Below are 22416 nucleotides of genomic sequence, written 5' to 3' on the forward strand. Positions count from 1 at the left end.
GTCCGAGCGGATCCTCCGCGCAAACGCGTTCCGCGTTTGTCACGAGGGACGACGGCTTTACACTTGCCGGATCATGCTTTGGGGGTCGTTGACAGACCTTGTCCCGCCTTGCCAACCTGCCGCCAGATAGCAGGCGCAAGGAACCAGGCCGTGACTGCAGCACCGGAAATCGCCGCGTCCCGCTGGTTCAACAGCAGCGAACCCCTGACCCTGGCCGCGCTGCGCGGCCGCCCGGTTCTGCTGCACGCGTTCCAGATGCTGTGTCCCGGCTGCGTCTCGCACGGCACGCCGCAGACGCAGCGCGCGTTCGAGCTGTTCAAGCACTCGGATCTGCAGGTGATCGGGCTGCACACCGTGTTCGAGCACCACGCGGCGATGACGGAGGTCACGTTGGAAGCCTTCATCCACGAGTACCGGCTGACCTTCCCGATCGGCGTCGACGAGGTGGGGGAAGGCACGCCGATCCCTGTCACCATGCAGCGCTACGGCATGCAGGGAACCCCGACCAGCATCCTGATCGGCCGCGACGGCAACATCGTGCATCACGGCTTTGGGCAGCAGAGCGACATGGCACTCGGCGCCATCATCGCAGCCGAGCTGGCCGCGCCGCACGGCTAATGCCGGCCCACACGGCCTGCAACCCATTCCCGCGGCTGCGTTATGACGGCGTCGCGGAATGCGTGATAGCGTTTCGCCAACCAGACCCATCGCCTTGCGGGAGGATCTCATGAAGACCTATCAGCTCTACATCGACGGCCAGTATGTCGACCCCGCCAATGGCGAATGGTTCGACAGCATCGATCCCTATCGCGGCGAGGCCTGGGCCAAAATTCCGCGCGGCTCGGCGGCCGATGCCGACAAGGCAGTGAAAGCCGCCAATGAGGCGATGTGGCGCGGCCCGTGGGCGAAGATGACGGCGTCCGCGCGCGGCAAGGTGATGCGCAAGCTCGGCGACCTCGTCGCGGCCAACGCGGAGCGTCTCGCCGAGATCGAGGTGCGCGACAACGGCAAGCTGATGGCCGAGATGCTGGGCCAGCTGCGCTACCATCCGGAATGGTGGTGGTATTTCGGCGGCCTCGTCGACAAGCTCGAGGGCGGCCTGGTACCGATCGACAAGGCGGATACCTTCGCCTACACGACGCATGAGCCGGTCGGCGTCGTCGCGGCGCTGACCGCCTGGAATTCGCCGCTGCTGTTCGTCGCCTGGAAATGCGCCGCCGCGCTCGCCGCCGGTTGCGCCGTGGTCGTGAAGCCCTCGGAATTCACCTCGGCCAGCACGCTGGAGTTCGCGGCGCTGACCAAGGAGGCCGGAATTCCCGACGGTATCTTCAACGTGGTGACCGGCTTCGGGCCCGAGGCAGGCTCCGCATTGATCTCGCACCCCGGCGTCGCAAAAATCACCTTCACGGGATCGGACGCCACCGGCGCAAAGGTCTATGAGACCGCGGCCAAGAGCCTGAAGCGGGTCTCGCTCGAGCTTGGCGGCAAGTCCCCCAACATCGTATTCGAGGATGCCGACCTGACGGCGGCTGCGGCCGGCGCGATCTCCGGCATCTTCGCCGCCACCGGCCAGACCTGCATCGCCGGATCGCGCCTGCTGGTGCAGAGCTCGATCAAGGAGACGTTCGTCGCGCGCGTGCTGGAGCTGGCGAAGTCCGCCAAGATCGGCGATCCCATGCAAGCCGACACCAATGTCGGCCCGATCACGACGCCGGCGCAGTACAAGAAGGTGCTCGACTACATCGATATCGCGAAGGCCGAAGGCGCGCGCTGCCTGCTCGGCGGCAAGCCGGCCTCCGGCGACGGCATCAAGGGCGGCCAGTTCGTCGAACCGACCATCTTCACCGACGTCGACAACACCATGCGGATCGCGCGCGAGGAGGTGTTCGGCCCGGTGCTGTCGATCATCTCCTTCGACACCGAGGAAGACGCCATCCGCATCGCCAACGACACGATCTACGGCCTTGCCGCCGGCATCTGGACCAAGGATCTGGCGCGCGCCATCCGCGTGCCGAAGCAGCTCCGCGCCGGCACCGTGTGGGTCAACACCTACCGGGCCATCAGCTACATGATGCCGTTCGGCGGCATGAAGTTCTCCGGCGTCGGTCGCGAGAGCGGCATCGACGCGGTGCGCGAATATCAGGAGACCAAGAGCGTCTGGATCTCGACCGCGACGGACGTGCCGGCGAATCCGTTCGTGATGCGGTGAAGAAGGTCCGGTATGCACCTCTCCCCGGTGGGAGAGGCGCATCAAGCCCGCAGACTCACAAGACTGCCCACGTCACGGCGCAACCAGCGAAAGCGCCAGTAACGCCAAGATCAGGGCCGGAGGCGTTACAAGGATTCCCAGCCGGAAGAACTGCAGCGCGCTGACGTGTTCGCCTTCGCGGCGCAGCGCGATCAACCACAGGATGGTCGCAAGCGAGCCCGTGACCGACAGATTGGGTCCGAGATCGACGCCGATCAGGACGGCGCCTGTGACGTGATGCGACACCTGTGCGGCTTGCGTCGTCGTCGCCGCGATCAGCCCCATCGGCAGGTTGTTGATGAGGTTCGAGGCGATCGCCGTGATGATGCCGGCCCCCCATGCGGCTGTGTGCGGCGACAGCGCGGCGGTTCGCTTGAGCTCTTCGGCGAGCGCCGGCAGGACGCCGGTCCGGTTGAGCCCTTCGACCAGAATGAACAACCCGGCGACGAGAGGCAGCACCGACCAGGAGATATCGCGGGCGACAGAAAGCGGCGATTTGCGGCCGAGCAGGAGAACGATCGCGGTTACTACGGCACCGCAGGCGAAGGTCGGGATTCCGAGATCAAGACCGAGAGCCGATGCGGCGAGCAGCACCACGGCTGTCGCGCCGATGCCGGCCGCCACGATCGCAGCGCTCCTCGTCAGAATGGCCGGCTCTCCGTCGCGCTCATCGACGTCGCCCAGCAGGCTCTTGCGCAAGCTGATCCGGAGCATGATGAAGGTCACTGCGATCGCCACGATCGACGGCAGCAGGAAGTAGTGCAGCCACTCCGGCAGCGTCGGCATCCGCGCGCCGAACAGGACGAGGTTGGCCGGGTTCGAGATCGGCAGCACAAAGCTGGCAGCATTGGCGATGAACGCGCAAACGAACAGATACGGCAACGGCTCGACCTTCGCGGTACGGGTCGCGGCATAGACCGCGGGCGTCAGCACGACCGCAGTGGCGTCGTTCGACAGGAAGATCGTGACCAGCGTACCGACCGCGTAGACGATCGAGAACAGCCGGGACGCCGAATTGTGCGCTTGCCTGACGGCCTGTTCGGCAAGCCAGTCGAACAGGCCCTCCTTCCGTGCGACCTCGGCCAGCAGCATCATGCCGATCAGAAAAAAATAGACGTCCGTGCCTTTCCCTGCGGCTGCGACGGCATCCCGCCATGGCAGCAGATCGAAGGCGATCAGCAAGACGGCGCCGGTCACCGCCCAGATGTATTCCGGCAGATTCCACGGACGGGCGATGACGCCCAGGGTCGCAAGACCCGCGATGCCCCAGGTCGCGGCATTGTTGGCGAACATCAGGCGACACCTGCGACGTGTGAGGCCGTCGCGCCTGATGCCCGCCCGGGCTTCGTCGCACAGGCGGGTTTCAGCAACGGAGCGAAGACACTCCACAGCGCGACCGAGACCGCGGCGAAGCCGCCGAGGATGAGAAACATCGGCCCGTAGCCGAACTCCTGCGCGATCCAGCCGCCGATCGCCGGACTGAGCGAGGCGCCGATTCCCTGCACCGTCATGACCGCGCCCTGACCGGCGTTGATCCGCCCGGTGCCGTCCAGGATCCGCGCGACGAGGCCCGGCACCGCGACGCTTTGAAGGCCCGCCCCAACCCCATCGAGAATCTGCACCGGATAGACACCCCATCTGTTCAAGAGCCAGGCCGCGATGATACCCCGGATCGGCAAAGCCATGAACGACACCAGCAAGACCAGCCAGTAGCCTTCCTTTTCGGCCATCCGCATCGCAGCCAGCGAGGTCAGGATCATGGTGCCCTGGGCGATGACGATGGTCATGGCGACAAAGCTCGCGGGGTCGGCCTGCTTGTCGGCAACGACGGCCAATCCGTAGAGCGGAAGCATCGCGGCATTGCCGAGGTGGAAGAACAGCAGCGCTGCGGCGAGGACCAGCAGTGGCTTCGACTCGAACAGCACCTGGAGCCCGCTGGCGGGCCTGTTGTCACCGGCCTCGTGTTCGAGCCCGCGCGCTGCGTCGTCGTCGATGGACGCGCTCGGGATCAGCAGCACGGAAGTGATGGAGAGGACGCCGAAGACCGCGGCGAGCCAGAACACCGCCGTGAAGCCGTACATCCAGCCGGCGAATCCGGACAGCCCGGCGCCCACCATGTTGCCGGCGTGGTTGAAGGCCTGGTTGCGGCCGTTCTGCCGATTGAAGCCGGCCTGGCGGACGATGCCCAGCGTGATACCGGCGACGGCCGGGCCGATCGCGGCGCCCGCGATCGCGGTCGCGACCTGGGAGGCGGCCACCAGCCAGAACTCCTGCGACAGCAGCACGATGCCGGACGCAATGACGGTGCAGATGCCGGGGATGATGACGAACAGCTTCTTGCTGCGCGTGGCGTCGATCAGGGCCCCTGCCGGCGTCGTCATCAGCATCCCGGCGATGCCGCCCGCCGTCATCACCGTTCCGATCCAGCCGCTCTGCCAGCCATGCGCGAGCAGAAACACGCCCAGGAACGGGCCGATGCCGGCCTGCATGTCTGCCATGAAGAAGTTCAGCGCGAGCAGCGGACGCAGCGCGCCATCTCGTTTTGCGTTGTGTGTGGTCACCGGCGCTGCTCCTCAGAAACGCGAAATGAGGAAGATGCCGGCCATCATCAGAACCGCGCCGGCCGCGCGGCCTGGCGTGAGCGCGTGAACCGTCATGCCGAACCAGCCGTATTTGTCGACGAGCAGAGACATCAGGATGTTCGCGGTGATGGTGAGGCCGCCGAACGTTCCTGCACCGACCTGTCCGACGAAGAGCAGACCGGCCACGACGGCGAACGCACCGATGAGGCCGCCGAGGGGCGCCCACCAGGGCATCGCCGCGATGCTTTCGCGGGTCGGGAACGGATGCGGCTGACACATCCAGATGACAGACAGGAACGCGACCACCGGCAGGAACGAGACGATGCTCGACAGCCACGGGTTCTCCATCGAGTTGCGCAAGGCGTTGTTCATGGGTGGACCCCAGGCCTGCAGCGCGCCCGCGACGAGGATGATCGGATAAAGCCAGACGGCACCGAGATTCTGCATCGTCACCACTTCCGCCCGTTACGGTTCGGCCCCAGTTGCGTTGCGAAGAGATGGCGTTCCGGCCATGCGCCGATCGAGCCGGCATCACTTCCCGTGGAGCTGCGACCAACGCCGCTCGCGTCGCATTCGATGACGTCGCTGTCCGTTGCGCCGTTCTCGTCTGTCACGCGCACTTCGAGGCGGAACATTCCACGGCCGGCAAGGATCGGTGCCGTGAAGATGCCGCGATCGCCAGGAGACATCGGACTCCACGGACCGTCGTCGACGCGAAACGCGCCGGACGTAACAGTTGCAGCACCCCAGGCGCAGGCACGGATGAGACGCGTCGGTGCGGCCTCGGCCTCACGGAGATCGAGCCGCCGGTCCGCGGGCGACGTGATCATGACGAAGGGCCAGGGCGAATCGAGCGGCTTGAAGCGCCAGCTCACGACATCGCCGTCGAGCGCGGCGAAGCTGAAGCCGACGGGCCCCTCTTCGATCTGTCCCGTCGATCGCGTCGCGGCATAGATGGTGCGTCCGTCATGAGCGATCTCGTTATAATGCGTGTGGCCCATGGCGACGAGACGGGCACAGCTCAGGTCGAGCAGCTGTGACAGTCGCTCGGCTTCTTCACCGAGATCGGCCGGATAGGCGTGCATGAAGACGACACAGGCTTTCCCATCGCGCTGCGCTTCGGCAAGCCGATCCTTCAGCCAGTCGAACTGTTCGGCGCCCAACCTGAAATCCGGACCGCCGGCGCCCTGCGAGACGACGTCCAGGAACAGACATAGGTGCCCTCGAATCTCCTCGGCAAAAGGCAGTTGCGGGACACCAAGTCCGCGATAGAAGCTGTCAAGCGATCGCGGCTTGAAGTCGTGATCGCCCGGAATCGCGCGCCATGGAAGACGGAGTTCGTCGAGTCCACCGCGCACCAGGCCGAACTGATCGTCGGTGCCGTCGTCGGCATTGTCGCCAGGCAGATAAACGAAATCGACGTCACCAGCGACGCTCCGGTTGAGTTCGCGCACGATGCGGATGAAGTCCTGATGGTTTTGCAATCGCTGCTCGGTCAGATGCAGGTCGCCCATCTGCACGAACCGCAACGGAATCTCTTCGCGTGAATTGGACACAACATCTCCCAATGTGTGATTGATCCGTCCGCTCGCCGGCTCCTCAATGGAGCCAGAGCCGGTTGAGTTCCGGCTCCGGCCGCCATTTCTGACGTCGGGTCGCTGCCGGGGCGAAGCCCCAAGCCTCAGGCAGCCTCGTGTCCGTTGCCGACCAGCTTGGCCTTCCGAATCCGGCCGCCCAATTCAACGTGCAGTTCGTAGGTCTCACCGTTTCGCCGGCCCTCGATTTCGAAGTGCTTGGGCTTGCGACGCGGCGCGCCGACCGGCTCGAACCCGGCCGCGCGCGCGGCCTCGATCGCCGTAGCGGAGTCCGCGGGTTCGTGATGGCCGTGATCGGGCTTCCTCTTGTGCTGGATCATCACGTTCTCACGGCCGCAGGCGAAACGCGTCACCTTGAGCTCGGAGGGCTTCTGTTCGCCTTCCAGCTCGACGTCAGCTCCGATCCGGAGCTTGACGAGGTCCGCTCCGTGCGGCGTGAGATCGGCAAGTACTGCACCATTCGCAGTTTGAACCACGAAGCGGTGTGCGAACACGTGCACGATCTTCCCGGATAATTTGATCTGGTCTTCGGACATTCTGGTCTCCTGATTTTCATTCATTCGTCATTCGTTCACAGCGCTTTGGGCCCCGGAGGTGGCGGCGGGGGCGGTACATCGGCCCGCGGGGGCGGAGGAGCCCCAGGCGGCGGTGGCGGTGGTGCATCCGCGCGCGGCGGCGGCGCTCCAGGAGGCGGTGGCGGCGGCGCGTCCGCCCGCGGCGGCGGAGGTGGCGCCCCTCGAGGCGGATGCGGCGGGGGACCGAAGGCTTCCGCCCTGCCGTCGGCATGCGAAACGATCTGGGCGTGGACGATCCCGCGCTCGAATATGCCCTCGACCGTCACGGTCTCGCCTTTGGTCACCAAGCCGGTACGTTCTCCGCGCGGTCCGAGGTCGACCAGCGCCCGACCGCTGCCGTCGTCGATGATGAACTTGTTGCCGAAAATCTCGGCGACGCTGCCGCGCACCGCGGATGGACTTCCAGGCTGCAGCGCATTGATGGCGGTCGGCTGCAGCAGCATGACGCTGCGCGGTTGCCAATTCTGGGCGAGTCTCACCCCACCCGCGCCGCCGGCAGCACCGACGGCGAGTACGGCGAGTGCTGCACCTGCCAGCAGGGCTCGATGCCGCGGCTGTCGGCGCGCCGGGGGCGATGGGGCGGCATCTGGATGTGAATGGCTCTCGGTCATCGGGTGGTCCCTTTCGATTGCGATGACCGAAGCCTAGGACACCGCCCCCAATCCAGCCTGAACCGTTTCGTTCAGGTTGGGTTAAGCTCCCGGGCATAGGTCCCGTCCGAGGTGGAAGCGGCATGAAAATCCTTCTGGTGGAAGATGATCGCCTGCTCGCGCAAGAGATTGCCCGCGCCTTGCGTGAGGAAAACTTCGCGGTCGATGTGGCGGCGAACGGCGAGGACGGACAGCATCTCGGCGAGACGGAATCCTACGACGTCGCGGTGCTCGATCTTGGATTGCCCAGGGTGCCCGGGGTTGAGGTGCTGCGTCGATGGCGAAAGCACGACCGGCATCTGCCGGTGCTGATCCTGACCGCGCGCGACGGCTGGACTGAAAAGGTCGAGGGCTTCAAGGCAGGAGCCGACGACTATCTGACGAAGCCGTTTCGGACCGAGGAATTGGTCATGCGCCTTCGTGCGCTGGTCCGTCGTGCCTCCGGGCATGCCGCGCCGCGCATCTCCTGCGGCCCTCTGACGTTCGAAACACAGACCGGGGTGTTCGAGTTCAACGGCCTTCCGTTGAAGCTGACTGCGCTGGAATGGCGCGTTCTGGAGTGCCTTGTCCTGCGCAAGGATACCGTGGTCGAGCGCGGCCTGTTGACGGAGAAGGTCTACGAAGGGGATATCGGGACGGACTCGAATTCGATCGAAGTGATCGTCGCCAGACTGCGCCGCAAGGTCGGGAAGACGCTGATCGAGACCGAAAGAGGCCGCGGCTACAAGCTCAACTCGGGATCTTGATGATGAGCCAGAGCACGTCGCTCGGCCGACGCCTCATGATCGGGGCCGGCATATTCATCACCGCCGCGCTCGTCGTGGCCGCGGTCCTGATCTCGTTCGTTCTGCATCGTTTCGTGCAAGGGCAGATCGATCAGAGGCTCGATGCCCAGATCCAGTTTCTGTCTTCGATGCTCGACGTCGATGGTAGCGACAATCTGCGCCTGGCAGGATCCGCCGACGGCCCGCCTTTCGATCGGCGCCGACACGGCTGGTACTGGAAGATCTCCGGACCAAAAAACGTGCTGCGGTCCCGGTCACTCGATGGCGCGGACCTGTCGCCTCCCGACATCCGTGACAGGCCCCCGCCGCCTCCGCCCCCGCCTCGTCGGGCCGACGATCCGCCTTCACGAAGCCGCCCGGCTCCGGCCGATGGCGTGGGTCCGGACGACCGCAGGCTCCACTTCCGCATCCTGAACGTGTCCGCATCCGGCGTTCCGGCTACGATCGTCGCGTCCGCGCCCAGGGATGCGGTGCTCGGACCATTGTGGGAAGCGATGCGCACATTGGCGCTGTCGCTTGCGGTGCTCGGCATCGCGTTGATCGGCGCCATGCTGATCCAGGTTCGCCTCGGACTGCGACCGCTCGAGCGACTTCGTCGCGCGGTCGCCGACGTACGATCAGGGCTTCGCGAACGTGTGCCGGATGCTCAGCCGAGCGAGGTACAGCCGCTGGCGACCGAACTCAATGCGCTGCTGGTCCAAAATGCCGCAAACCTCGATCGGGCGCGCAAGCACGTCTCCAATCTGGCGCACGGCCTGAAGACGCCTCTCGCTACGCTGGCCATTGCGCTGCAGAAGCAGACGCCGGGGTCCGATGATCTTCACGATCTCGTCGTGCTGATGGACCGCCGCATCCGCCATCATCTGGGGCGCGCCCGGTCGGCCGCACTCGGCGGTCCGGTCCGCACCAGAACGGCGGTCGCATCACGCGTCGCCGATCTTGCCCTGGTCCTCGGCAAGGTGAACGCCGATAAGTCGACAACCTTCGTCAACACCATTCCGCCCGGGCTGTCGGTGGCGTGCGAGCAGCAGGACATCGACGAGATGCTCGGAAACGTTCTGGAGAATGCGTTCTCCTGGTGCCGAAGCAAGGTTCTGGTCAGATCGAGCGAGGACGGCAGGAGCGCGGTCATCGTCGTGGAGGACGACGGACCGGGACTTTCGCCGGAGCAGATGTCGGCGGCGACACAGGCCGGCCGACGGCTCGACGAGAGCTCTCCCGGATTCGGCTTCGGGCTGTCGATCACGCGAGAGCTCGCCGAGCTTTATGCCGGCTCCCTCGCTCTGGACCGGTCCTCGCTCGGCGGGCTCCAGGTCGCGATACGCCTGCCTTCCGCCGGCATCGATTGACCAACCTCGGATATGCCCGCCGGCGCGGAGCGTCGCAGCGCGCGCCCTACCCCTTCGCCGAACCCGGCACGCCGCCGAACAATTTCGCCTGCTCGGCGCGGCCGGCGTCGACGATGCGGGTGGTGGCGGTTTCGATCGCCTCGCGCAGGCGGGTCATGAACTCCTCGCGCGGCAGGCCCGGCGGCAATGGATCGAGGAATTCGACCACCAGCGTGCCGGGATAGCGCATGAAGGTGCGGCGCGGCCAGAACAGCCCGGAATTGAGCGCGATCGGCAGGCACGGCACGCCGCTCTCGGCATAGATCTGCGCGACGCCGGCCTTGTAGTTCGGCGCGGCGCCGGGCGCGGTGCGGGTGCCTTCCGGAAAGATCACGAGCTGCCGGCCGAGCTTCACCTCGGCCGCCGCACGCTTCAGCGTCTTGATCAGCGAGCGCGGGCCGCCGCCGCGCTCGACGGAGATCATGCCGACCTTCTTGAGGTACCAGCCGAACACCGGGATCATCATCAGCTCGCGCTTGAGGATGAACAGCGGATACTCGAAGAAGCGCACCAGCGCGAACGTCTCCCAGAACGACTGGTGCTTGGAGGCGACGATCAGCGGGCCTTTTGGAATCTTCTCGACGCCGCGGAACTCGATCCGGATGTTGCAGATCACGCGCATCAGGAACAGGCTGATGTTGGCCCATGCGGCCTCGATCGCCATCATCGCGCCGCGCGGCAGCAGCAGCGCCGGCAGCGCGACGATGCAGAGCAGCACCAGCACCAGGTAGAACAGCACGTTGAAGATCAGCGAGCGCAGGAAAATCATTTCAGTCCTTGTTTGAGCATGATCTCCGCGCAAACGCGTTCCGCGCTTGTCGCGAAGGAAAACCGCTCCGCACTTTTCCGGATCATGCCTAGTCCCTATTCGCCTGCGCCGTCGCCGGGCGGCGTGGCACGGCTGCCGGCTCGGCGAGATCGGAGGTCAGGTCGAGGCCGATATCGGCCAGCCGCACCCGCATCTCCGCGGCGACATATTTGGCGTATTCCGATAGCAAGAGGCGGAACGTTCCGCCACTCGTCCACCACGGCTCGTCGCGCCATTTGTCGCCGACCACCGCGAACGGGATCAGCGTGATATCGGGCATCGCATGTGACAGTTCCACGATCGCGCGCGGCATGTGGTAGTTCGACGTCACCACGATCAGCGACTTGAAGCCGCGCTCGTGCGCCCAGCGCCGCGTCTCCGCCGCATTGCTGCGGGTGTTCACCGCCGAGCGGTCGAGATCGACGCAGCACCGCATCAGCCCCTGGCTGTCCGGAACCGAGCGCGAAATGTCATTGGCGTCGTTGGTCGGATGCACGCCGGAAATCAGCAGGCGCTTGCCGTAGCCCGCCGCCAACAGCTCCATGGCGTCGGACACCCGCGACGAGCCGCCGGTCAGCACCACGATGCCGTCGGCATTGTGCGGCGGATCGGTCTCGACACCGCGCAATTGCGACAGGAAGCCGATGAAACCGACCGCGGCGGCAACGAAGGCAAGCGCCAGCGGCACGACGATGACGACGCGAAGCCAGCCGCGCGCCTGCGCGGCATGGCCTTTCGGCGACGTATCGTCGGGCTGCAAGCTCATGTGATGCTGATATCCTTCCCCCCGGGGATTTTAGAGCATGATCCGGAAAAGTGGAAACCGGTTTTGCCCGGCCAGAGCGGCGCGGATCCGCGCGAAATCACACTCTGGCGGCGAAACGCGATCACGAAACCGGCCCCATGATTGCGACGCTGCGGGCCGTCAGTCGATGTCGTCGAGCGTGGCAAACAGGGTGCGCCGCGACGCCCACGCGGTGATCGCCGCGATCAGCACCGCCTGCAACGCCAGGACGAGGTAACCCGACGGACGCAGCGAGAACGTGCCGAGCAGAGCCGCGAACTGGTCGCCCACCGGCGTGCCGGAGAACCAGTTGGCGATCGACTCGGAGAAGCCGAACGCCAGCATCGCCGCGCCGCCGCCGATCAGCCCGCCCTCGAGACCGAGCCGGAGGAAATGCCGCAGGAAGCGGTTGGCGATGAAGCTGTCGCCGGCGCCGACGAAATGCAGCACCTCGACGATCGGACGGTTGGACGCCATCGCGCCGCGGGTCGCGAACGACACCGAGATGATGGTGGCGATGATCACGAGAATCAGGATGCCGACGCCGGCAAACACCGTGGCGCCGGTCATCGAGCGCATGCGCTCGATCCAGGCGCGATGATCGTCGACGCTCGCGGTCGGCGCCACCTGCGTCACCCGCGCGCGCAACGCGGCGAGATCGAGCGTGGTGCCGGGCTGCACCCGCGCCACGATCACGCGCGGCACCGGCAGCTCGTCGATCGAAAGCCCGCTGCCGAGCCAGGGCTCCAGCAGCTTGGCGGATTCCTCCTTGCTGAACGGACGGACCTCGAGAATGCCGGACTGCGCCCGCATCGCCTCCACGGCGGCCTGCGCATCGCGATCGAGATCGCGGCCCGGCGCGGGGCGCACCTGGATGGTGATCTCGCTCGACACTTCGGACTGCCATTCGGCCGCCGACGCGCTGACCAGCAGCACGGTGCCGGTCGTCAGCGAGGCGAGGAAGGTCATGATCGCGACCACCGCGACCAGCGCGCGGCCCGAGATCGAGGCGCGCGGCACGATCGGCGACATGTTGCGCGCGGTGGCCGGGACCTGCGGGCGCTCGCGCCCGAGATCGACCAACGACACTTTCTCGTCGCCGCTCCTACTCATAGATGTGCAGCCGTCCCTGATGCAGCACCAGCCGCCGCGCCTCGTATTGATCCATCAATGTGATGTCGTGGGTCGCGATGATAACCGCGGTGCCGGATTTGTTGAGCTCGATGAACAGCCGCAACAGACGGCGCCCGAGCGTCGGGTCGACGCTGCCGGTCGGCTCGTCCGCCAACAGCAATTGCGGCCGCGAGATCACCGCGCGCGCGATCGCCGCGCGCTGCTTCTCGCCGCCCGACAGGATCGGCGGCAAGGCATCCATGCGCTCGCCGAGGCCGACCCACTTCAGGAGGTCGATCACCTCGCGGCGATAGGTCGATTCCTCGCGGCCCATCACCCGGAACGGCAGCGCGACGTTCTCGTAGGTCGTCATATGGTCGAGCAGGCGGAAATCCTGCAGCACGATGCCGATCCGCTTGCGCAGGTCGGCGACCTGGTCCTTGCTCAGCAGGGAGACGTCCTTGCCGAACAAATTGACCAGCCCGCGGGTCGGCCGCAGCGACAGGAACAGCAGCCGCAGCAGCGAGGTCTTGCCGGCGCCGGACGGCCCGGTGAGGAACTGGAACGAGTGCGCCGGGATCATGAAGGAGAGGTCGCGCAAAATCTCCGGGCCGAGCCCGTAACGCAGACCGACATTTTCGAACCGAACCAATGCGCTAGCTCCGTTCGAGAGGGCCTGTGGCCCAATACCCAGCTCCAGAGCCTTTTCCGTTCCGATGAAATCGGAACGAGGCTCTGGATTCTTGTTTGGACGCGTTTTCTTCACGCGAACCGGTACCCACTTCGCTCGAAAACGCTTTCGCGGCCCGAACACCCGCCGAGCGGCCGCGAACCGCACAGAAAGCTTGTGCGTCGATTATGGTTTCCGATTCGTTAACGGTCGCTCGGTAGCATCCGGGCATACCACACGGTGGAGATTCGGCTCCATATGCATATCGTTTGCCCGCATTGTACAACATCTTACGCCATCAATCCGGCCACCCTCGGCGAGGCCGGACGCACGGTCCGTTGTTCCCGCTGCCGCGAGGTCTGGCTGGCCCGGCCGGAGGACGCGATCGGGGCGACCGCACCCAGTTTGGCCTACGAGGCCGCGGGCTCCAATCTCGCCGCCGAATGGGACGCGATGGGCCGCGAGGAGGCTGACACGACCCCGATGGTCGACAGCCCCTCGATTTCGGCCGATTTGCCCGCCGACGGGGACGCCGCCACGGAATGGCCGGCGGTGGCCGAGGCGGATGCCGCCGCCCATGCCGGTACCCAGGACGCCGCCGGAAAGCGCCGCTTCCGCCTGCCGCGGCTGCCCCGCCTGTTCCGGCTGCCCTCGCTGCCCCGGATTCCCTTCATGCCCGTGATCGGCGCCCTGCCGACCACCTGCGCCGCGATGGGCGCGCTGATCATTGCGCTGTTCGTCTGGCGCAACGACGTGGTGCGGCTGCTGCCGCAGACGGCGCTGTTCTACAAGATGGTCGGGCTCGACGTGAATTTGCGCGGCCTCGCCTTCAAGGACCTCAAGATCACCAACGAGACCGTGGACGGCAAGCCGGTGCTGGTGATCGAGGGCATGATCGTCGGCCAGACCAGGAAGCCGGTCGAACTGCCGCGGCTGCGCTTCTCGGTCCGCGACGCGCAGGGCGCCGAAATCTATGCCTGGAACGCGGTGCTGGAGCAGCCGGTGCTCAATCCCGGCGAACGCGCCTTCTTCAAGTCGCGCCTCGCCTCGCCGCCGCCCGAAGGCCGCAATATCGACGTACGCTTCTTCAACAAGCATGATCTCACCGGCGGCCGCGCCTGAGGCTAGCGGCCAGCACTTTCGGAAACCGACCAATCACCATGACGCGTGTTCTGATCGCCGACGACGAAGACTCGATGCGCTCCCTGGTGGCGCGCGCCATCGCCATGGACGGCCACGAGACCGTGACCGCGCAGGACGGCGCCGAGGCGCTGGAGATGCTGACGCGCGACGAAGGCGCGTTCGACCTCCTGCTCACCGACATCCAGATGCCTGTGATGGACGGCATCGCGCTGGCGCTGACCGCGGCCCGCGACTTTCCCGCATTGAAGATCCTGCTGATGACCGGCTTCGCTCACCAGCGCGAGCGCGCCTCCGGCCTCGAGGCGATCGTGCACGACGTGGTGACGAAACCATTCTCGGTGGCCGATATCCGCACTGCGGTGGCGGATGCGCTGGCGGCAAGGAAGGCGAGCTAGGCGTCATTGCGGGGCGGAGCAACTCGCCTCACATTCCGTGTCATGCCTCGCCACCGGGTCGCGCGAACGCGCGCCCGATGACAGGCTCCAGCGGGGCATCCAGTACGCCGCGGCCTCTCGATTCCATCGCTGGCGCCTCTGGAATACCGGGTCGCCCGGTCGAGCCGGGCGATGACAGCGGAGGGGAATGGCGGGCTCAATAATCCTTCAGCAGCCGCTCGATGTAGTCGAGCTCGATCTGCGGCCGTGACGGATCGGCGAGGCGGCGGCGCAGCTCTTCGAGGATGCGGCGCACGCGCTGGACGTCGATCTCGCCGGGGATCTTCACCGTGTAGTCGTCGCCGAACTCGCGGCCGTGCAGCGGCCGGCCGAGCGGGTCGGTCTGGTTGCCGCCGCTCTGCTGGCGGCCGGCACGGTTGCCGGGGCCATCGCCGGGCTGGTCGCCGTCGCCCTGCTGCATCGCGTCGGCAAGGCTCTGCGCGCCCTTGCGCAACGCATCCAGCGCGCGGCCTTGCGAATCCACCGCACCGTCGGCATTGCCCTCGCCGAGCCGTCCGGAGGCATCGCCCATCGCGGAATCGGCCTGGTCGAGCCCGTCGCCGTCGTCATCACCCTGGTCGCCGCCCTGGTCGCCCTGCTGCGCCTGATCGCCCTTCTGGCCTTGCCCCTTCTGGCCCTTCTGGCCCTTCTGGCCGCGCTGCTCCGGACCCATGCCGCGCTTGGCGAGCTCCTCCTGCAGCTTCTTCAGCCGGTCGCGCAGCGCCTGCTGATCCTGCTGCAGGTCGCCCATCGACTGATCGCCCTGCTTGCCGCGCATGCGGTCGCGGCGGGAATCCTGGCCCTGCTTGAAGGTCTTGTCGCGCAACTGCTGCTGCTTGCGGATCATGTCGCCGAGCTCGTTGAGCGACTGCTGCATGTCGTCGTCGCCCTGGTTGGGCTGCGCCATCTGCAGGTTTTCCAGCATCTGCTGCATCTGTTCCAGCAACTGCCGCGCCGCATCCTTGTCGCCGGAGCGCGACAGCCGCTCCATGCGATCGAGCATGTTCTTGAGATCCTGCTGGCTCAGGACCTTGGCATTGGGATCGAGCGGGCGCGCGAGCTGCTGCGGATTGTTGCGGAACTGCTCGACCATCTGGCGCAGGAAATTGTCCAGCGCCGCACGCAGATTGTCGGTGAGCTTCTTGATCTCCTCGTCGCTCGCACCGCGCTCCAGCGCCTGCTTCAGCGCGTCCTGCGCCGCGCGCAGCGCCTTGTCGACATCACTGATGTTGCCGTCCTCGATGGTGACGGCGAGCGCCCACAGGCTGGCGACGACATCGCGCAGTTGGTCGTCGGTGCGCGCCGCCTCGAGCTGGCGGCTCACGGTGTGGAGGCCGAGGTAATAGCCGGTTTCCGGCATGAACATTTCCGGCGCGATCATCAGCGCGTCGAGCGCGGCGTAGACCTGGCCGTTCTGGTTGGCATCGAGCGCCAGGATGCGGCGCTGCTCGATCAGCGCGCGCGCCAGGGGCTTGGTGAACAGGCGCTCGGGGAGGCGCATGTTGAAGGGCTCGCTCTTGCCCTCATTGCCGGCCTCGTCCTTCGCGGTCAGCGTCAGCGTCACATCGGCGCCGGCGTAAGGGTCCTCGCTGAGGTCCTTGACGGTCTGGCCGACGCCGTTGCGGGTGCGCGCATTCGGCAGCACCAGCGGAAATTGCGGCGGCTCGAACAGCGGACGCGGCTGCGCGGCCTTGCCGTCGGCATCCTTGGCCGCATCCTTGGGCGCATCGCCCGGCCGCGCCGCGAACTGCGCGCGCGCTTCGGTCACGCCGTAATCGTCCTCGAGCCTGTAGGACATCTGCAGGGCGCCACGCGCCTGCCGCTCCGGATCCTTGGCGAGCGCAATCGACGGCGGACGGTCCGGCGTCGCGGTGAACTTCCACTGCGGCTGGCCGGCCGGGGCGCGGACATGCGCGGTGCCGTCGCCGGTGATCTTGAAATGCCGCTCATTGGTGCCCTTCGGCGCCTGCCCCTCCGGCGCGACCTCGGCGACGCCGCCGCCGACCACGACGTCGATGGTGCCGCCGCTGGAGCGCACCAAAAGCGTGCTGCCGGCCGGAACCGCAAGCGGGGTGCTGTCGGCCGCGTTGGCGTCCTTGTTGGCGTTGGACAGGATGATCGGCGGCTTGCCGGTGTAGTTCGGCGGCGTCACCCAGGCGTCGACCCGGACATTGGCCGGCGCCATGATGCCGTTCCAGTCGAACGCGGAGGCGACCCGCAGGCCACGCTCGTCACCGGCGGCGACATAGGTCGCGACCAGCATCACGATGACCAGCGCGCGCAGCGCCCAGGGGTCGTGCAGCGAGACGCGCGGCCGCGGCAGGCCGGCGCGGATGCGCTTGATCGAGGCCAGTGTGCGCTCGCGCTGCGCCTGCCACAGCGCCAGCGCGAACGGATCCTTGTTGGTGAGCGTGTCGGAGAGCGTGGTCGCGGGGCGATGGCGGACGCCGGCGCCGCGGTCGAGCCGGCCCAGGCCCTCCTCGCGGCTCGGCCAGCGGAAGCGCAGCAGCGGCGCCAGCACCGCGAGCGCGGCAATGCCGAACAGGGCGGCGCCGGCCACGCGTGCGGCAAACGGCAGCAGCAGCCACAGCCCGGCCCAGGACGCGACCAGGAACAGACCGGCGACCGTCAGGAACCGCGCCAGATGCGGCCACGCCCGCTCCCACGCAATCGCGAATTTCGCCCGCTGCAGAGCCTCGGTCAGCTTCAGTTGCGTCAGCTTCAGCCGCGCGTCCGCATCGCTGTCGTTGACGGCGCGTGACGGGTTCTCAGACGGGTCGATGTTGGCTCCGCTCAATAAGAATCTCCGGGGTAGCCGGCAGGTCAGCCTAGCACAGCGGCGGCTTTGAGGCACCCGTTCCGGGACGTAACCCACACCGGGAAATACGCATAACACGAAGGCGTGACTGCGGCGGTTCGACCCCGTAACGTCCCGGCCGAACCAACGCCTTACGCATGAGGAAACGACATGGACCAAAAAACACACGACAAGGGGCTCGAAATCCGCAAGGCGGTGCTCGGCGAGGCCTATGTCAACAATGCGCTGAAGAATTCGGACAGCTTCAACAAGCCGTTCCAGGAACTCGTCACGGAATATTGCTGGGGCGCGGTCTGGGGCCGCGAGGAATTGCCGCGCAAGACGCGCAGCATGCTGAACCTCGCCATGATCTCGATCCTGAACCGGCCGCACGAGCTGAAGGCGCACATCAAGGGCGCGCTGACCAACGGCGTGTCGCGCGACGAGATCCGCGAGATCTTCATGCAGGTCTCGATCTATGCCGGCATTCCCGCCGGCGTCGACAGCTTCCGCATCGCGCGCGAGGTGTTCGCCGAGCTCGACAACAAGGCGTGAGGCGCGGCTGCCTCCGCATCGTCGTCCCGGCGAAAGCCAGGACGACGATGAATGTGGGGCGCACGGCCCGGCACATAACGACATAGAGGACACGACCCATGGAAATCGGATTCATCGGCCTCGGGAAGATGGGCTTCCCGATGGCGCGCCGGCTGATCGAGGCCGGCCACAGGCTCACCGTGTTCGACACGAGCAAGGACGCACTCGACAGGCTGGTTGCGCGCGGCGCCGCAACGGCAACCTCACCGAAGGACATCGCCGACCGCGTCGAGACCGTGATGGCGAGCCTGCCCTCGCTGCAGGCCTCGCTCGAGGTCGCGACCGGCGCAGGCGGCGTGATCGAGGGCAAGCGCGTCAAGCGCTTCATCGATCTCTCCACCGTCGGCTCGCAGATGGCGGTGAAGATCCACGACCTGCTAGCCAAGAAGAACATCGTGCAGATCGACAGCCCGGTCTCCGGCGGCGTCTCCGGCGCCGAGAAGGGCACGCTGGCGGTGATGGTGTCGGGCCCGCGCGCCGATTTCGAGCTGGTGAAATCCGCGCTCGACGTCATCGGCAAGGTGTTCTTCATCGGCACCAAGCCGGGCTCCGGCCAGACCATGAAGCTCGCCAACAACTTCCTGTCGGCGACCGCGATGGTCGCGACCTCGGAAGCTGTCGTGATGGGCGTCAAGTCCGGGCTCGATCCGGCCGTGATGATCGACGTTATCAATGCGGGCTCGGGGCTGAACACCGCGAGCCGCGACAAGTTTCCGCGTTCGGTGCTGCCGCGCAGCTTCGACTTCGGCTTCGCCACCGGCCTGATGGTGAAGGACGTGCGGCTCGCGGTCGAGGAGATGCGCTCGCTCGGGTTGTCGATGGAAGTCGCCGAGGCGGTTGGTCGGCTCTGGGAAGTCATCATCCGCGACGAGGGACCGGAGTCGGACTTCACCGCGGCGATCAAGCCGATCGAAAAGGCCGCGGGCGTGATCGTGGGTGGTGCTAAGGGCGGCAGTCACGCCGCGAAGTAAGCGCCGTCGACAAAATAACGCTGTCGTCCCGGGCAAGCGAAGCGCGACCCGGGACCCATAACCACAGGCGTTTGTGGTTTAAGGGGCTGTGGCCCCAGATAACTGCAACGACAACAAGCGGTGGTCATGGGTCCCTGCTTTCGCAGCGACGACACCGTTAGTGAGGCGCGACACCGGCCATCACAACCAGGGCGCGGGCTTGTCCATCGCGATCAGCGCGTCGACGTCGATGCGCGGGCGGACCACGGCGTACTGGTCGTCCTTGACCAGCACTTCCGGCACCAGTGCCCGCGTGTTGTAGGTGCCGGCCTGCACCGCGCCATAGGCACCGGCGGTCATGATCGCCAGGAGATCGCCGGCCTTCGGCTGCGGCAGCGAACGGTCGAGCGCGAGATAGTCGCCGGTCTCGCAGACCGGGCCGACCACGTCGGCGACCATGGTCGGTGTGCCCTGCGCAGGCTGGCGCACCGGCAGGATGTCGTGATGCGCCTCATACAGCGTCGGCCGGATCAGGTCGTTCATCGCGGCGTCGATGATCACGAAGTTCTTGGCGTCGCCCGGCTTCACATGGATCACGCGGGTGACGAGGATGCCGGCATTGCCGACGATCAGCCGGCCCGGCTCGAACATCAGCGTGCAGCCGAGATTATGCGTGACGCGCTTGACCATTGCGGCATAGGCGGCCGGCGCCGGCGGCGCGGCGCGATCCATGTAGTAGGGAATGCCGAGGCCGCCGCCGAAATCGACATGCGAGATGTCGTGGCCGTCGGCGCGCAGCGTCTGCACGAATTCGGCGAGCAGCCGAAACGCGGCCTCCAGCGGACCGAGATCGGTGATCTGGCTGCCGATATGCACATCGGTGCCGGTGACCTTGATGCCCGGCAGCTTCGCCGCGCGGGCATAGACCTCGCGGGCGCGCGCGATCGGAATGCCGAACTTGTTCTCCGACTTGCCGGTCGAGATCTTGGCGTGGGTGCCGGCATCGACGTCGGGATTGACCCGCACCGAGATGCGCGCGGTCGTCTTCATCTCGACCGCAAGGCGCGACAGCATCTCGAGCTCGGGTTCGGACTCGATATTGATGCAGAGGATGTCGGCGGCGAGCGCGGCGCGGAGCTCGCTTTCGGTCTTGCCGACGCCGGAGAACAGTATCTTCGACGGCGGAATGCCGGCCGCGAGCGCCCGCTTCAACTCACCGCCGGACACCACGTCGGCGCCGGCGCCGAGCTTGGCCAGCGTGCGCAGCACCGACTGGTTGGAGTTGGCCTTCATCGCGTAGCAGACAAGCGCCTTCTCGCCGGCAAAGGCCTCGGTGAAGACGCGGTAGTGCCGCTCCAGCGTCGCGGTCGAATAGCAATAGAACGGCGTGCCGACGGCCTCCGCCAGCTCAATGAGATTGACCGCCTCGGCATGCAGCACGCCGTTGCGATAGTCGAAATGGTTCATGACGGGCTTTTAGATACTAGTTGCCGAGCAGCGGATCGAGGACGAAAGACCGTTTATTGCCTTTCGACGCGGCCGGCGCGGCATCCGAGCCATAGGTCGGATTGAACACGCTGGGCTGTGCCGCCCGCTCGCTCTCGGTGTCGCCCGGTGCTGTGGCCGGCGCGGCGTTCGCGGTCGGCGGCAGGTCGAGCGGTCCCTTGCGGCCGCAGCCGCCGAGCGCAAGCGTTGCAGCGCTCAGCACAATGATGGCCCATCCCGAGGGGGTCAGGCGGTTCTTGCTAATCACGACGAATTCCCCAATTCGGGCGGCACCATACAAACATTGGCGTGCTCTGGCGAGAGGCGGAGCGCCATGAAATCACGGCCAAATTTTCCGGATCAGCCCAATTTTCGCTCTTTTTCCAGCCGCTTGGCCCAGGCTTTGGCCTGCGCCATCACATTCTTCGGCGCCGTGCCGCCAAACGAGGTCCGGCTCTTGACCGAGGATTCGACGCTGAGCACCTTCAGCGCCTCTGCCGTAATCTTCGGCTCGACCTCCTGCATGGCCTTCAGTGGCAGCTCGTGCAGCGCCACGCCCTGTGCCGAGGCCAGGCCGACGATGCGTCCGGTCACGTGGTGGGCCTCGCGGAACGGCATTTTCAGGGTGCGCACCAGCCAGTCGGCCAGATCGGTCGCGGTGGCATAGCCCTCGCCGGCCGCGGCCTTCATCTTGGCTTCGTCCGGCACCAGGTCCTCGACCATGCCGGTCATGGCGCGGATCGCGAGCGACAGCGCCTTGAACGCCTCCATGGCGCCCTGCTTGTCCTCCTGCATGTCCTTTTGATAGGCGAGCGGCAGGCCCTTCATCACGATCAGCAGCGCGGTCAGCGCACCGATCACGCGGCCGGTCTTGGCGCGCACGAGTTCGGCCGCGTCCGGGTTGCGCTTCTGCGGCATGATTGACGAGCCGGTGGTGAACTTGTCGCTGAGCTTGACGAGACCGACCAGCGGCGAGGTCCAGATCACGATCTCCTCGGCGAAGCGTGACATATGCACCGCGCAGATCGCCGCCGCCGACAGCGTTTCCAGCACGAAATCGCGGTCGGACACCGCGTCGAGCGAATTGGCCATCGGCCGGTCGAAGCCGAGCGCCCTGGCGGTCGCCGTGCGGTCGATCGGAAACGAGGTGCCGGCGAGCGCAGCGGCGCCGAGCGGCGATTCGTTCAGCCGCTTGCGCGCGTCGATAAAGCGGCCGCGGTCGCGGCCGGCCATCTCGACATAGGCCAGGAGGTGATGACCGAAGGTCACGGGCTGCGCGGTCTGCAGATGGGTGAAGCCCGGCATCACGGTTCCGGCATGCTCGAGCGCGCGGGCGACCAGCGCCTGCTGGAACGCGGCCAGCGCGGCTTCGGTCTCGTCGATCGTGTCGCGGACATAGAGCCGGAAATCGGTCGCGACCTGGTCGTTGCGCGAGCGCGCGGTGTGCAGCCGGCCCGCCGCGGGCCCGATCAATTCGGACAGCCGCGACTCGACATTCATATGGATGTCCTCAAGCGCGCGCTTGAAATCGAAATCACCCTTGCCGATTTCTGACAAAATCGTGTCTAGACCTTTGCCGATATTTTTCGCATCAGCTGAGGTGATGATGCCCTGCGCGGCGAGCATCGCGGCGTGGGCCTTGGACGCGGCAATGTCCTGGGCGTAAAGGTGACGGTCGACGTCGATGGAGACGTTGATTTCCTCCATGATGGCGTCGGGACGCTCCGAGAACCGGCCGCCCCACATCTTGTTGCTCATGACATCTCGCTCACGAATTTGTATTTCAGGCCGTGCTGTTTCTTTGGCCGTAGTGGC

Annotated in this window: 22 protein-coding genes; 9 read left to right on the forward strand and 13 right to left on the reverse strand. The window is 66.3% G+C overall.

From position 1 onward, the window contains the following. The first annotated feature begins 150 nt into the window (after positions 1–150). Positions 151–618 carry a peroxiredoxin gene (locus tag JQ573_RS31665; protein ID WP_212318228.1) on the forward strand — a complete coding sequence of 156 codons (468 nt, stop codon included), beginning with the start codon at positions 151–153 and terminating at the stop codon, positions 616–618. A gap of 109 nt (positions 619–727) precedes the next feature. Further along, the gene (locus JQ573_RS31670) at positions 728–2209 is read left to right on the forward strand and encodes an aldehyde dehydrogenase (protein ID WP_212318230.1); all 1482 of its coding nucleotides are present in this window, start codon (positions 728–730) and stop codon (positions 2207–2209) included. Positions 2210–2281: 72 nt separating this feature from the next. Here the strand turns inward: JQ573_RS31670 and JQ573_RS31675 are convergent, their stop codons facing one another. The 5 genes from JQ573_RS31675 to JQ573_RS31695 form a co-directional block, all read right to left on the reverse strand. Further along, positions 2282–3541, reverse strand: a complete 1260-nt coding sequence (locus JQ573_RS31675) for an arsenic transporter (RefSeq protein WP_212318232.1) — start codon at positions 3539–3541, stop codon at positions 2282–2284. Continuing rightward, complete coding sequence (locus tag JQ573_RS31680) at positions 3541–4809, reverse strand: MFS transporter (RefSeq protein WP_409334708.1); 1269 nt, start codon at positions 4807–4809, stop codon at positions 3541–3543. The genes JQ573_RS31675 and JQ573_RS31680 overlap by 1 nt, the downstream gene beginning before the upstream one ends. 12 nt (positions 4810–4821) lie before the next feature. Beyond that, the gene (locus JQ573_RS31685) at positions 4822–5277 is read right to left on the reverse strand and encodes a DMT family transporter (protein ID WP_212318415.1); all 456 of its coding nucleotides are present in this window, start codon (positions 5275–5277) and stop codon (positions 4822–4824) included. Positions 5278–5279: 2 nt separating this feature from the next. After that, on the reverse strand, positions 5280–6386 hold the full coding sequence (locus tag JQ573_RS31690; RefSeq protein ID WP_312011690.1) for a metallophosphoesterase: 1107 nt from the start codon (positions 6384–6386) through the stop codon (positions 5280–5282). A 125-nt stretch (positions 6387–6511) separates the two neighbouring features. After that, the gene (locus JQ573_RS31695; protein ID WP_212318234.1) at positions 6512–6961 is read right to left on the reverse strand and encodes a hypothetical protein; all 450 of its coding nucleotides are present in this window, start codon (positions 6959–6961) and stop codon (positions 6512–6514) included. Between the two features lie 266 nt (positions 6962–7227). Here JQ573_RS31695 and JQ573_RS31700 point away from each other — a divergent pair, with 266 nt between their 5' ends. The 3 genes from JQ573_RS31700 (at position 7228) to JQ573_RS31710 (ending at position 9784) form a co-directional block, all read left to right on the forward strand. Then, the gene (locus tag JQ573_RS31700) at positions 7228–7596 is read left to right on the forward strand and encodes a hypothetical protein (RefSeq protein ID WP_212318236.1); all 369 of its coding nucleotides are present in this window, start codon (positions 7228–7230) and stop codon (positions 7594–7596) included. Between the two features lie 137 nt (positions 7597–7733). Beyond that, positions 7734–8396, forward strand: a complete 663-nt coding sequence (locus tag JQ573_RS31705; protein WP_212318238.1) for a response regulator transcription factor — start codon at positions 7734–7736, stop codon at positions 8394–8396. A 2-nt stretch (positions 8397–8398) separates the two neighbouring features. Continuing rightward, positions 8399–9784 (forward strand): sensor histidine kinase, encoded by a 1386-nt coding sequence (locus JQ573_RS31710; protein WP_249132577.1) that lies wholly within the window; start codon positions 8399–8401, stop codon positions 9782–9784. A gap of 46 nt (positions 9785–9830) precedes the next feature. On the opposite strand, the gene JQ573_RS31715 is transcribed toward JQ573_RS31710, so the two are convergent. From JQ573_RS31715 to ftsE, 4 genes are all read right to left on the reverse strand, one after another. Next, on the reverse strand, positions 9831–10592 hold the full coding sequence (locus JQ573_RS31715) for a 1-acyl-sn-glycerol-3-phosphate acyltransferase (RefSeq protein WP_212318242.1): 762 nt from the start codon (positions 10590–10592) through the stop codon (positions 9831–9833). A gap of 88 nt (positions 10593–10680) precedes the next feature. After that, positions 10681–11397, reverse strand: coding sequence for a YdcF family protein (locus JQ573_RS31720; RefSeq protein WP_212318244.1), 717 nt, complete (start codon positions 11395–11397; stop codon positions 10681–10683). A 159-nt stretch (positions 11398–11556) separates the two neighbouring features. Further along, complete coding sequence (locus tag JQ573_RS31725; protein WP_212318246.1) at positions 11557–12528, reverse strand: ABC transporter permease; 972 nt, start codon at positions 12526–12528, stop codon at positions 11557–11559. Next, positions 12521–13180 (reverse strand): cell division ATP-binding protein FtsE, encoded by a 660-nt coding sequence (gene ftsE / locus JQ573_RS31730; RefSeq protein ID WP_021079468.1) that lies wholly within the window; start codon positions 13178–13180, stop codon positions 12521–12523. Before ftsE ends, JQ573_RS31725 begins: the two co-directional genes overlap by 8 nt. Positions 13181–13456: 276 nt before the next feature. Between ftsE and JQ573_RS31735 the strand changes: the two genes are divergently transcribed. Beyond that, on the forward strand, positions 13457–14320 hold the full coding sequence (locus tag JQ573_RS31735) for an MJ0042-type zinc finger domain-containing protein (RefSeq protein WP_212318248.1): 864 nt from the start codon (positions 13457–13459) through the stop codon (positions 14318–14320). 38 nt (positions 14321–14358) lie between these two features. Continuing rightward, entirely contained in the window at positions 14359–14736 is a 378-nt protein-coding gene (locus tag JQ573_RS31740; RefSeq protein WP_097674090.1) for a response regulator, read from the forward strand. A 196-nt stretch (positions 14737–14932) separates the two neighbouring features. Here JQ573_RS31740 and JQ573_RS31745 read toward each other — a convergent pair whose 3' ends face one another. Further along, positions 14933–17572: a TIGR02302 family protein gene (locus JQ573_RS31745; protein WP_409334709.1), complete on the reverse strand. Its 2640-nt coding sequence runs from the start codon at positions 17570–17572 to the stop codon at positions 14933–14935. Positions 17573–17743: 171 nt separating this feature from the next. On the opposite strand from JQ573_RS31745, the gene JQ573_RS31750 reads away from it, so the two are divergent. After that, a complete protein-coding gene (locus tag JQ573_RS31750; protein WP_018268955.1) occupies positions 17744–18127 on the forward strand; it encodes a carboxymuconolactone decarboxylase family protein in 384 nt (127 codons plus the stop codon). A 98-nt stretch (positions 18128–18225) separates the two neighbouring features. Then, positions 18226–19137, forward strand: coding sequence for an NAD(P)-dependent oxidoreductase (locus tag JQ573_RS31755; RefSeq protein WP_212318250.1), 912 nt, complete (start codon positions 18226–18228; stop codon positions 19135–19137). Positions 19138–19317: 180 nt separating this feature from the next. On the opposite strand, the gene lysA is transcribed toward JQ573_RS31755, so the two are convergent. From lysA to argH, 3 genes are all read right to left on the reverse strand, one after another. Further along, positions 19318–20583, reverse strand: coding sequence for a diaminopimelate decarboxylase (gene lysA / locus JQ573_RS31760; RefSeq protein WP_212318251.1), 1266 nt, complete (start codon positions 20581–20583; stop codon positions 19318–19320). 16 nt (positions 20584–20599) lie between these two features. Then, positions 20600–20869, reverse strand: coding sequence for an LPS translocon maturation chaperone LptM (lptM, locus tag JQ573_RS31765; protein ID WP_212318253.1), 270 nt, complete (start codon positions 20867–20869; stop codon positions 20600–20602). 92 nt (positions 20870–20961) lie between these two features. After that, entirely contained in the window at positions 20962–22359 is a 1398-nt protein-coding gene (gene argH / locus JQ573_RS31770) for an argininosuccinate lyase (protein WP_212318255.1), read from the reverse strand. Positions 22360–22416: the final 57 nt, after the last annotated feature.

The sequence above is a fragment of the Bradyrhizobium sp. AUGA SZCCT0105 genome, assembly GCF_018129565.1.
GTDB lineage: Bacteria > Pseudomonadota > Alphaproteobacteria > Rhizobiales > Xanthobacteraceae > Bradyrhizobium.

Coding starts and splice junctions, on each gene's coding strand:
- JQ573_RS31670 (WP_212318230.1), top strand. CDS start 728: ATGAAGACCTATCAGCTCTACATCGACGGCCAGTATGTCGACCCCGCC.
- JQ573_RS31675 (WP_212318232.1), bottom strand. CDS start 3,541: ATGTTCGCCAACAATGCCGCGACCTGGGGCATCGCGGGTCTTGCGACC.
- JQ573_RS31685 (WP_212318415.1), bottom strand. CDS start 5,277: ATGCAGAATCTCGGTGCCGTCTGGCTTTATCCGATCATCCTCGTCGCG.
- JQ573_RS31695 (WP_212318234.1), bottom strand. CDS start 6,961: ATGTCCGAAGACCAGATCAAATTATCCGGGAAGATCGTGCACGTGTTC.
- JQ573_RS31705 (WP_212318238.1), top strand. CDS start 7,734: ATGAAAATCCTTCTGGTGGAAGATGATCGCCTGCTCGCGCAAGAGATT.
- JQ573_RS31710 (WP_249132577.1), top strand. CDS start 8,399: ATGAGCCAGAGCACGTCGCTCGGCCGACGCCTCATGATCGGGGCCGGC.
- JQ573_RS31715 (WP_212318242.1), bottom strand. CDS start 10,592: ATGATTTTCCTGCGCTCGCTGATCTTCAACGTGCTGTTCTACCTGGTG.
- JQ573_RS31720 (WP_212318244.1), bottom strand. CDS start 11,397: ATGAGCTTGCAGCCCGACGATACGTCGCCGAAAGGCCATGCCGCGCAG.
- JQ573_RS31725 (WP_212318246.1), bottom strand. CDS start 12,528: ATGAGTAGGAGCGGCGACGAGAAAGTGTCGTTGGTCGATCTCGGGCGC.
- JQ573_RS31735 (WP_212318248.1), top strand. CDS start 13,457: ATGCATATCGTTTGCCCGCATTGTACAACATCTTACGCCATCAATCCG.
- JQ573_RS31740 (WP_097674090.1), top strand. CDS start 14,359: ATGACGCGTGTTCTGATCGCCGACGACGAAGACTCGATGCGCTCCCTG.
- JQ573_RS31750 (WP_018268955.1), top strand. CDS start 17,744: ATGGACCAAAAAACACACGACAAGGGGCTCGAAATCCGCAAGGCGGTG.
- JQ573_RS31755 (WP_212318250.1), top strand. CDS start 18,226: ATGGAAATCGGATTCATCGGCCTCGGGAAGATGGGCTTCCCGATGGCG.
- lysA (WP_212318251.1), bottom strand. CDS start 20,583: ATGAACCATTTCGACTATCGCAACGGCGTGCTGCATGCCGAGGCGGTC.
- argH (WP_212318255.1), bottom strand. CDS start 22,359: ATGAGCAACAAGATGTGGGGCGGCCGGTTCTCGGAGCGTCCCGACGCC.